Raw genomic sequence first — 9,749 nt, 5'->3', positions numbered from 1 at the left:
GTTTAGGGTCTGTGCGTGGTCGCACTCATGGCGCTGCTCGGACTCCTGTGCGGACGCGCCATCCGGGCGCTGGCCGACGCCTATGACGACGGTGTCACCCCCGTTCCCCCGTGGCCGCCGGCCATCGAGGTGGTGTGCGCCGCCGTCACCGCGCTCGTCGCGTGGCGGGTGGGGCTGCCGTACGCGTGCTTCGCCGTGATCGGGGTGGCCCTGGCCGTGGTCGACTGGCGTACGAGCCTGCTGCCCGACGCGATCACGCTCCCGGCGTACCCGATCATGGCGCTGGCGCTCGTGCCGACGGGAGAGCTGCCCGCGGCGCTGGCCGGCGGGGCGGCGCTGGCGGTCGTGTACGGGCTGCTCTGGTTCGCCAGGCCGTACGCGATGGGGCTGGGGGACGTGAAGCTGGCCGGGCTCATCGGCATGGCGAGCGCGGCGCTGGGCTGGCAGGCGCTGGTCGTCGCCGCCTTCGCCGGACAGTTGCTGGGCGCGCTGTACGCCGTCGCCCTCCTCGTGACGAAGCGCGGGACCCGGCACACCGAGTTCCCTTTCGGGCCGTTCATGCTGCTAGGGGCGTTTAGCGTGCTCTGTCTCGGTTGGTGAACGCCGGTCCGGCCACTGGGCCGCACATGGAAGACTTGGAGGCATGTTGCGCTGGTTGACCGCCGGAGAATCCCACGGGCCCGAACTCGTCGCCGTCCTCGAAGGCCTGCCTGCCGGTGTCGAGGTGACCACGACCGCCATCGACGAGGCCCTGCGCCGCCGCAGGCTCGGTTATGGCCGTGGCGCCCGGATGAAGTTCGAGCAGGACCAGGTGACGATCGTGGGCGGCGTGCGCCACGGGCGCACGATGGGCAGCCCTGTCGCCATCCGCATTGGCAACACCGAGTGGCCCAAGTGGGAGAAGGTCATGGCGGCCGACCCGGTCGACCCGGCCGAGCTGGAGGGCCTGGCCCGCAACGCGCCGAGGTCCCGTCCCCGCCCCGGGCACGCCGACCTGGCGGGCATGCAGAAATACGGGTTCGACGACGCCCGGCAGGTGCTCGACCGGGCCAGCGCCCGCGAGACCGCGGCCCGCGTCGCGCTCGGCGAGGTCGCCAGGCGCTTCCTCAAGCAGGCCCTCGGCGTCGACATCGTCAGCCACGTCACCTCCATCGGCGGCGCCAGGACTCCGGCCGAGACGCTGCCCGGCCCCGCCGACCAGGCCCGCATCGACGACGACCCGGTCAGGTGCGCCGACCCTGAGGGCAGCGCCGCGATGATCGCCGTGATCGACAAGGCGCACAAAGACGGCGACACGCTCGGCGGCGTCGTCGAGGTGCTGGCCTACGGCCTGCCGCCGGGCCTCGGCAGCTACACCCACTGGGACCGCAGGCTCGACTCCCGGCTGGCCGCGGCGCTCATGGGCATCCAGGCCATCAAGGGCGTCGCGGTCGGCGACGGCTTCGAGACCGCCATGCGGCCCGGCTCGCGCGCCCACGACGAGATCGAATACACCGCCGACGACGGCGTCAGGCGCATCACCAACCGCGCGGGGGGCGTCGAGGGCGGCATGACCAACGGCGAGGTCCTGCGCGTCAGCGCCGCGATGAAGCCGATCTCCACGGTGCCCAGAGCCCTGGCCACCATCGACGTCAAGACCGGCGAGGCGGCCAAGGCCCACCACGAGCGCTCCGACGTGTGCGCCGTGCCGGCCGCGGGCATCGTCGCCGAGGCGATGGTCGCGCTGGTGCTGGCCGACACGGCGCTCGAGAAGTTCGGCGGCGACTCCGTCGAGGAGGTCGCGCGCAACCTGTCCGGCTACCTCTCTTCCATGGTGATCAAATGAGCACAAAGCCATCGGCGGGCATCGTCGTGCTGATCGGCCCTCCCGGGTCAGGCAAGACCACGATCGGGCGGCTGCTGGCCGAGCGGCTCGGTGTCGGGTTCCGCGACACCGACGCCGACGTCGAGGCCGTGGTGGGCAAGCCCGTCTCCGACATCTTCGTCGAGGACGGCGAGGCCCGCTTCCGCGAGCTCGAGCACCAGGCCGTGCGCAGGGCGCTGGCCGAGCACGACGGCATCCTGTCCCTCGGCGGCGGCGCCGTGCTCGACGAGGAGACCCAGGCCCTGCTCGACGGTCACCACGTGGTCTACCTGCAGGTGGGGCTCTCCGACGCGGTGCAGCGGGTCGGGCTCGCCTCGGCCAGGCCGCTGCTCGTGCTCAACCCGCGCAGCCAGCTGAAGAAGCTGATGGAGGAGCGGCGGCCGGTCTACGAGCGGCTGGCCGTGACGACCGTGGTCACCGACAAGCGCGAGCCCGCCGAGCTCGCCGACGAGATCGTGAGAGGGCTGCCCGCATGAGCGCGACGCGGATCCACGTACGCGGCGACAGCCCCTACGACGTCGTGGTCGGCACCGGCGTGCAGGCCGAGCTGGCGACCCTGCTCAAACCGGGTGTGCGCACGGTCGCCGTCATCCGCCCCGAGAGCCTGCCCGATCTCGCCAAGCCCGTCACCGCGACCCTGTCGGAGCGCGGCTACGAGGTGGCCGAGCTGCCCGTGCCCGACGGCGAGCAGGCCAAGTCCGTCGACGTGGCCGCGCGCCTGTGGTCCGCGCTCGGCCGGCACGGCGTGACCCGCTCCGACGCCGTGATCGGCGTGGGCGGGGGAGCGACCACCGATCTGGCCGGGTTCGTGGCGGGCACGTGGCTGCGCGGCGTGCAGGTCGTGCTCGTGCCCACGACGCTGCTGGCCATGGTCGACGCGGCCGTCGGCGGCAAGAACGGCATCGACACGCCCGAGGGCAAAAACCTCGTCGGCACGTTCCTTCCGCCGGCCGGGGTGTTGTGCGAGCTGTCGACGCTCGGCAGCATGCCCAAAGCCGACTACGTCGCCGGCCTCGCCGAGATCATCAAGGGCGGCTTCATCGCCGACCCGGCCATCCTCACGCTCGTCGAGGCCGACCCCGAGGCCGCCACCACGCCAGGCGGCCCGCACACCCGCGAGCTGATCGAGCGCAAGATCCAGGTCAAGGCCGACGTCGTGGGCGCCGACCTGCGCGAGTCCGGCCTGCGCGAGGTCCTCAACTACGGCCACACGCTCGCCCACGCCATCGAGCGTGAAGAGCACTACACCATCCGCCACGGCGAGGCCGTCGCCGTCGGCATGGTCTACGCCGCCGAGCTGTCGCGGCTCTCCGGACGCGCCGACCTCGTCGAGCGCACCAGGTCGATCCTCGCGAGCGTCGGCCTGCCCGTCTCCTACCGCGCCGACGCCTGGCCCCGGCTGCGCGACCACATGCGCCTGGACAAGAAGAACCGCGGAGCCAAGCAGCGCTTCGTCGTGCTCGACGACCTGGCGCGACCCGGTCGCCTCGAAGGTCCCGCAGAAGAGCTGCTCGAAGCCGCCTACAAGGAGATCTCCGCATGATCCTCGTGCTCAACGGCCCCAACCTGGGCCGGCTCGGCGTCCGCGAGCCCGACGTCTACGGCGCCGAGACGTTCGAGGACCTCGCCACCCTCTGCCGCGACACCGGCCGCAAGCTCGGCGAGCACGTCGAGGTGCGCCAGACCGACGACGAGGCCGAGCTGATCGGCTGGATCCACGAGGCCTGCGACGGCCGCATCCCCGTCGTGCTCAACCCGGCCGCCTTCACCCACTACTCCTACGCCCTGCGCGACGCCATCGCCCAGCGCACCGCCCCGCTCGTCGAGGTGCACATCTCCAATCCCGCGGCCAGGGAAGAGTTTCGCCATACCTCCGTCGTGGCCGGGGTGGCGACGGGCACGATCGCGGGCTTCGGGCTACAGTCATACGTCCTTGCGCTGCACGCTATCGCGGAGATGAAGACGACCTCATGAGGCATTACAAGTCCTTCGTCGCCCTCGGCGACAGCTTCACCGAAGGGCTGAACGATCCCGGGCCGGACGGCCACTACCGTGGCTGGGCCGACCGGGTGGCCGAACGGCTCGCCACCGACAACCCCGGCTTCCGCTACGCCAACCTGGCCGTGCGCGGCAAGCTGATCGACCAGATCGTCGCCGAGCAGGTGCCGCTGGCCGTCGAGATGGCGCCCGACCTGGTCAGCTTCTGCGCCGGAGGCAACGACCTGCTCAGGCCCGGCAGCGACCCCGACGTCATGGCCAAACAGGTCGCGCGGGCCGTACGCGACCTGCGGGCCGGGGGCGCCGACGTGCTGCTGTTCACCGGGGTCGACCCGCGCGACACGCCGGTGATGCGGCGCCTGCGCGGCCGCTTCGCCATCTTCTACCTGCACCTGCGCTCCATCGCCGACCTCTACGGGTGCCGGCTCGTCGACCAGTGGTCGATGCAGGGGCTACGTGACTGGCGGGCATGGAGCGCCGACCGCCTGCACATGAACGAAGACGGCCACCGGCTGGTCGCCGCGCGCGTGCTCGACGTGCTGGGGGTGCCGTTCGACGACTGGCGCAAGGGCTGGCCGGAGCGGGCGGTGGACCCCCGAGCGCGCCGGCGCGAAGACGCCCAATGGATGCGCGAACACCTCGTCCCCTGGGTCTCCCGCCGCCTCCGCGGCGTCTCCTCCGGCGACGGGGTCTCTCCCAAGCGTCCCGATCTTTCCCCCTTCTAGGGTTACGGCTTCGCGGTGTTCAGCCACCCGCCGTACGTGGTTGATGGCCCTCCAGGAAACGCCCGCTGACCCGTGGCCAGTTCGCTTTGTTACGGCTTCGCGGTGTTCAGCCACCCGCCGCAGGTGGTTGATGGCCCTCCAGGAAACGCCCGCTGACCCGTGGCCAGTTCGCTTTGTTACGGCTTCGCGGTGTTCAGCCACCCGCCGCAGGTGGTTGATGGCCCTCCAGGAAACGCCCGCTGACCCTTCACCGGCTGACCGCCGTGACGGGGCGCGCACTTGACCCTCACCGTGGTGAAACCCGTGACCGAGCACGCAACGTTACGTGGAGAACCGGTCGCGTGCAGGAGCCCTTCGGATGGCGTGGCCGGGGACGCCCTGGTGGTGTGATCCTCGTCAGGCGTCAGGCGTCAGGCGTCAGGCGTCAGGCGTCAGGCGTCAGGGGCCGTTTCCGTGAGGCGTTTGAGTGCCGCTCGGGGGATGGCCGGGTCGTTCGTGCGCCAGAACGGGGGAAGGGAACCCAGGAGGAAGCTGCTGTAGCGGGCCGTGGCCAGGCGGGGGTCGAGGACCGCGATCACGCCCTTGTCGTCCTGGGCGCGCAGCAGGCGGCCGGCGCCCTGGGCCAGGAGCAGGGCGGCGTGGTTGGCCGCCACCGCCATGAACCCGTTGCCGCCCTTGGCCGCCACGTGGCGCTGCCGGGCCGAGGTCAGCGGGTCGTCGGGGCGCGGGAACGGCACCCGGTCGATGATCACCAGCCGTAGCGACGGGCCGGGCACGTCGACGCCCTGCCACAGCGACAGCGTCCCGAACAGGCACGTCGGCTCGTCTTCTGCGAACTGCTTGACCAGCAGCATCGTGGAGTCGTCGCCCTGGCACAGCAGCGGCACGTCCAGCCGGTCGCGCAGCGCCTCGGTGGCCGCCTTGGCCGCCCGCATCGACGAGAACAGCCCCAGCGTGCGGCCTCCGGCCGCCTCGATCAGCTCGGCGATCTCGTCGAGGTAGGCCTGCGGCAGCCCGTCGCGCCCCGGCTGGGGCAGGTGTTTGGCGACGTAGAGGATGCCCGCGCGCGGGTGGTCGAACGGCGAGCCGACGTCGATGCCCTGCCAGCTCCTGCCCTCGCCCAGCCCCCACTGCGCGGCCAGCGGGTCGAACGTGCCGCCGAGCGCGAGCGTGGCGGAGGTGAGCACCACCGTGCGCTCCCCGAACAGCTTGTCGCGCAGCATGCCGCTGACGCTCAGCGGCGCGACCCGCAACATCGGCGGCCGGCGGTCGGTGCCGGCGTCGAGCCAGACCACCTCCGCCCGGTCGGCCTCTGAGGCGTGGCCGTAGGCCTCCAGCATGCGCACCGCGGTGTCGTGCACCTCGTCGAGCGCCGTGAACGCGGCCTTGCGCTGCCCCGCCTTGTCGGGGTCGTCCTTGTCGGCGTTGCGCGGGCCGAGTGCGGTGATGCATCGCCAGGCCGTGTCGCGCACCAGCGCCAGCGTCAGCCCGAGCACCTGCGGGAGCTCGTCGATGCGCCCGGGCGGCGCGGCGGCCAGCAACGCCTTGAGGTCTTCGCCGGCCTCCATCAGCTGGTCGGCGATCGGCTGCTCGATCAGCCGGCCGACCCGGCGGACCGCCAGCATCACCGAGGTGTCGGACAGCTCGCTGGTGACCACCGACGTCACCCGGTCGACCAGCTCGTGGGCCTCGTCGACGACGACGACCTCGTGCTCGGGCAGCACCGGCAGCTCGCCCATGGCGTCGATGGCGAGCAGCGCGTGGTTGGTCACGACCACGTCGACCTCGCCCGCCCGTGCCCTGGCCAGCTCGGCGAAACATTCGGCGCCGCTGGGGCAGCGGGTGGCGCCCAGGCACTCCTGCGCGCTCACCGAGAACTGCCGCCACGCCTGCTCGCTCACGCCGGGCACCAGCTCGTCGCGGTCGCCGGTCTCGGTCTCCTCGGCCCACTCCTGGATGCGCTGCACCATGCGGCCGGTGGCGCTCACCTCGCGCGGGTCGAAGAGCTGGTCCTGCTCGTCCTCCTCGGGCCAGCCCGCCGTCGCCTTATAGCGGCACAGATAGTTACGCCGGCCCTTGAGGATGGCGAACGTCGGCTCGTGCGGCAGCTCCTTGCCCAGCGCCTCGGCGAGCCTCGGCAGGTCGCGGTCGACGAGCTGGCGCTGCAGCGCGATCGTGGCCGTGGAGATCACGACCGGCTTCTCGCTGTCCATGGCGTGGCGGATCGAGGGTACGAGGTAGGCCACTGACTTGCCGGTGCCCGTGCCCGCCTGAACCGCCAGGTGCGTGTTGTCGTCGAGGGCCTGCCGTACGGCCTGGACCATGGTGATCTGGCCCTGCCGCTCGCTCCCTCCGAGAGCGTTTACCGCGATGCTGAGCAGTTCGTCCACTGACGGGAGATGGGAGTCCGGCACGGCAGTAAACGCTACCCGCATTCCAGGGCCGCCGCGCCGAACGCGGTGTGATCGGCCAGACGCATCCCGGCATTCATGAATCGGCGCGACGGCACGCATGGCACACTGGTCGATCGGGACTCCAGCTGGCACCAGAAAGTCTCCACCGAGCGTGACCAGAGGGAATCCCGGTGTAGGTGGGAAGACCGGTCCCTTAGGGTTTTCCGGGGTTGAGTGGACGAATAAAGGCTGGTTAAAGCAATATGTCCTCCATGTCGGAAGTTGTCCCCTTGCCATCGTTCGGCGAAGTCTTCTTCGATGCGCGAGGTCAGGAACGGTGTCTCCGCGTCACCTGGCATGAGGGCACGCTGGTCCTCAGCCTCTGGCGGGGCGAGATGTGCACGGCGAGCTTCCGCATGCCCATGGAGGACGTCGGGCGGCTGCTCGACACCCTCGACGACGGCTACGCCGAGGCCACGGGCGAGCAGCCGGCCGTGGCCGCGCAGGAGCCCGGCACCGAGGTCATCCCCGGCACCGGCCAATACCACCGGCCGTCCCAGCACGCCCAGCAACCGCCGCAGCAGCCGCAGCCGGACGACCGGCCCACGGCGGCGCTGTCGCCCAACGACGTCCTCGTGGCCAGGGGCGCGCCGCCGGCCCCCCAGGACAAGCTGGTGGCCTCGTACGGTGAGACCGCGGCGCCGAGAGAGCAGCACGCGCCCGCCTACGGCGAGACCGCGGCACCCAGGGAGCAGCGCACCCCCGCCTACGGCGAGCGGGCCCCCTTCACCGGCCCTCAATACGTCGACCAGACCGCCCCCCAACAGGCCTACACCGGTGACCCCTTCAGCGGCTCTCAGTACACCGCCGACCCGATGAGCGGCCCCCATTACATCCAGCAGGGCCAGGCCGAGCCCTTCACCGGCCCCCAGTACGTCGAGAACGAACCGGTCTACCAGATGCCCGGCGATCAGCGCCGCCAGGCGCCGGCCAGCACCGACCCGCTGGGCTTCCCCTCGCAGGCCGCCGACCCCTACCAGCCGGCCCAGCAGCACCGGCCCGACCCCTACCCGTCGGACCCGTACCAGTCCGACCCTTACGGACGCCGCTCCGACACCTACCGGCAGCCCCAACCACCGCAGCCGCAGCAAGCCCAGCCTCAATCTCAGCCGAGCACGGCCGGCCTGGGCACCCCCATGCACGGCATCCCGGGGGCCGGCCGGCCCCGCCCGGCCCCGCAGCAGCGTCAGGCGCCGTCCCTCCAGAACCCCGTTGACCCGCTGCTGGCCCTCGGCCGCCAGGAGCACGGTGATCCCGAGATGACCCGCCCGTACGTCGGGGACCCGATGTTCTCCACGGGCGAGCGCCTGCGTCCCGAGCAGCCGGACTATCACGAGAGAAGCGACCGCAGGGAGTGGTGACGGGCACCCGCCGCGCGCTCGCCACGACCCGTCCACCTCGCGCGTAACCGAGCCCGCGCCATGGTGCGCCGCATCTGGTCCGTCTCGCGCGGGTCGGTTTGTGGGGGATCCGTCTGCGCGGCATCCGTTCCCGCGCCATGGTGCGCCGCTCCTAATCCGCCTCGCGCGGGACCGGTCCGTGTGGGATCGGTCCGTGTGGGATCGGTCCGTGTGGGGGTTCCCGCGCCACCGTGCGCTGGTCACCCCCCTTTCGTGGGTACGCTCACGGCGGGGTGATCGGGCCGTAGGGGGAGGGGCGCCGGTGAATCCCACCATGGGCCTGCAACTGCTGGTGGTGGCCGGGGGCGCCGTCGGGATCGCGGCCGTGGCGCGGCGTAAGGGCTGGCCGGCGCCGCTGCTGCTGGTCGCCGCGGGTCTGCTGGTGTCGCCTCTGGTGCCTCCGGTGCCGCTGGATCCCGATCTGGCGCTGTTCGTGTTCCTGCCGCCGCTGCTCTACTCCGCCGCGCTGGACAGCTCCTACCTGCGGCTGCGCGAGGTCAGGCGGCCCGTGGGGCTGCTGTCGGTCGGCGCGGTGGTGTTCACCGCGGCCGTGGTGGGGCTGGTCGTCCACCTGCTGCTGCCGGGCCTGCCGCTGGCGCTGGCGTTCGCGCTCGGCGCCGTCGTCGCCCCGCCCGACGCGGTGGCGGCCGTCGCGGTCGGCCGCCGGCTGGGCCTGCCGCGCCGGACGCTGACGATCCTCGTGGGCGAGAGCCTGTTCAACGACGCCACCGCGCTGACGCTCTACCGGGTGGCCATCGGGGCGGCCGTGGGCGGTTCGGTCGACCTGGCCGAGGGGGCGGGCCTGTTCCTGCTCGCCGCGGCGGGCGGCGTGGCGATCGGGCTGGCGCTGGCGTACGCGCTCTCGTGGTTGTTCGAGCGCACGCGCGACTCGATGGTCGAGAACGCGCTGATGTTGCTGATCCCCTTCGCCGCCTATCTCGCGGCGGAGTCCGTGGAGGCCTCCGGCGTGATCGCGGTCGTGGTCGTCGGCCTCCACCTGGGGCATCGTATGCACCTGCGCGGGTTCGGGACGCGCCTGGTGTCCGGCGCCGTGTGGAAGGTCACCGCCTTCATGCTGGAGTCGATCGTGTTCGCGCTGATCGGGCTGCAGCTCGAGACCGTGGTCGAGGGCCTCACCGGCGTCAGCGCGTGGCAGGTCGCCGGCTATGCCGCCGCGGTGCTGGCGGTGACGATCGCCAGCAGGTTCGTGTGGTTGTACGCGGTGACGTCCCTGTTCAACCTCCTGCACAGGGGCGATCGGGCGCCCGCCGGGCCGCAGCGGATGTTGCTCGGGTGGGCGGGGATGCGG

Annotated in this window: 9 protein-coding genes; 8 read left to right on the top strand and 1 reads right to left on the bottom strand. The window is 71.8% G+C overall.

What is annotated here, in order from left to right; translation table 11 throughout:
• Window positions 1-15: 15 nt before the first annotated feature.
• From E1292_RS47480 to E1292_RS47455, 6 genes are read left to right on the top strand one after another with little or no spacing between them, the layout of a single operon-like run.
• Complete coding sequence (locus E1292_RS47480) at window positions 16-600, top strand: prepilin peptidase (protein WP_132606380.1); 585 nt, start codon at window positions 16-18, stop codon at window positions 598-600.
• 43 nt (window positions 601-643) lie between these two features.
• Window positions 644-1,825 (top strand): chorismate synthase, encoded by a 1,182-nt coding sequence (aroC, locus tag E1292_RS47475; RefSeq protein WP_132606379.1) that lies wholly within the window; start codon window positions 644-646, stop codon window positions 1,823-1,825.
• A complete protein-coding gene (locus E1292_RS47470) occupies window positions 1,822-2,340 on the top strand; it encodes a shikimate kinase (RefSeq protein WP_132606378.1) in 519 nt (172 codons plus the stop codon). Before aroC ends, E1292_RS47470 begins: the two co-directional genes overlap by 4 nt.
• A complete protein-coding gene (gene aroB, locus E1292_RS47465; RefSeq protein WP_132606377.1) occupies window positions 2,337-3,407 on the top strand; it encodes a 3-dehydroquinate synthase in 1,071 nt (356 codons plus the stop codon). The genes E1292_RS47470 and aroB overlap by 4 nt, the downstream gene beginning before the upstream one ends.
• A complete protein-coding gene (gene aroQ, locus E1292_RS47460) occupies window positions 3,404-3,838 on the top strand; it encodes a type II 3-dehydroquinate dehydratase (RefSeq protein ID WP_132606376.1) in 435 nt (144 codons plus the stop codon). Before aroB ends, aroQ begins: the two co-directional genes overlap by 4 nt.
• Window positions 3,835-4,587, top strand: a complete 753-nt coding sequence (locus E1292_RS47455) for an SGNH/GDSL hydrolase family protein (RefSeq protein ID WP_132606375.1) — start codon at window positions 3,835-3,837, stop codon at window positions 4,585-4,587. Before aroQ ends, E1292_RS47455 begins: the two co-directional genes overlap by 4 nt.
• Window positions 4,588-5,018: 431 nt before the next feature.
• On the opposite strand, the gene E1292_RS47450 is transcribed toward E1292_RS47455, so the two are convergent.
• Window positions 5,019-7,022, bottom strand: a complete 2,004-nt coding sequence (locus E1292_RS47450) for an ATP-dependent DNA helicase (protein WP_132606374.1) — start codon at window positions 7,020-7,022, stop codon at window positions 5,019-5,021.
• 230 nt (window positions 7,023-7,252) lie between these two features.
• On the opposite strand from E1292_RS47450, the gene E1292_RS47445 reads away from it, so the two are divergent.
• A complete protein-coding gene (locus E1292_RS47445) occupies window positions 7,253-8,401 on the top strand; it encodes a hypothetical protein (protein ID WP_132606373.1) in 1,149 nt (382 codons plus the stop codon).
• Between the two features lie 301 nt (window positions 8,402-8,702).
• Window positions 8,703-9,749, top strand: a 1,047-nt coding sequence (locus tag E1292_RS47440) for a cation:proton antiporter (protein WP_132606372.1), incomplete at its 3' end; no start/stop codon positions are given.

The organism is Nonomuraea deserti, from assembly GCF_004348685.1.
Classification (GTDB): domain Bacteria; phylum Actinomycetota; class Actinomycetes; order Streptosporangiales; family Streptosporangiaceae; genus Nonomuraea; species Nonomuraea deserti.
The sequence above is the reverse complement of the archived record's forward strand: the minus strand, read 5'-3'. Positions and strand labels throughout refer to the sequence as shown.

Bases quoted from the DNA above. Each gene is read 5' to 3' on its own strand.
- aroC (WP_132606379.1), top strand. From the start codon at position 644: ATGTTGCGCTGGTTGACCGCCGGAGAATCCCACGGGCCCGAACTCGTC.
- E1292_RS47470 (WP_132606378.1), top strand. From the start codon at position 1,822: ATGAGCACAAAGCCATCGGCGGGCATCGTCGTGCTGATCGGCCCTCCC.
- aroB (WP_132606377.1), top strand. From the start codon at position 2,337: ATGAGCGCGACGCGGATCCACGTACGCGGCGACAGCCCCTACGACGTC.
- aroQ (WP_132606376.1), top strand. From the start codon at position 3,404: ATGATCCTCGTGCTCAACGGCCCCAACCTGGGCCGGCTCGGCGTCCGC.
- E1292_RS47455 (WP_132606375.1), top strand. From the start codon at position 3,835: ATGAGGCATTACAAGTCCTTCGTCGCCCTCGGCGACAGCTTCACCGAA.
- E1292_RS47450 (WP_132606374.1), bottom strand. From the start codon at position 7,022: ATGCGGGTAGCGTTTACTGCCGTGCCGGACTCCCATCTCCCGTCAGTG.
- E1292_RS47445 (WP_132606373.1), top strand. From the start codon at position 7,253: ATGTCGGAAGTTGTCCCCTTGCCATCGTTCGGCGAAGTCTTCTTCGAT.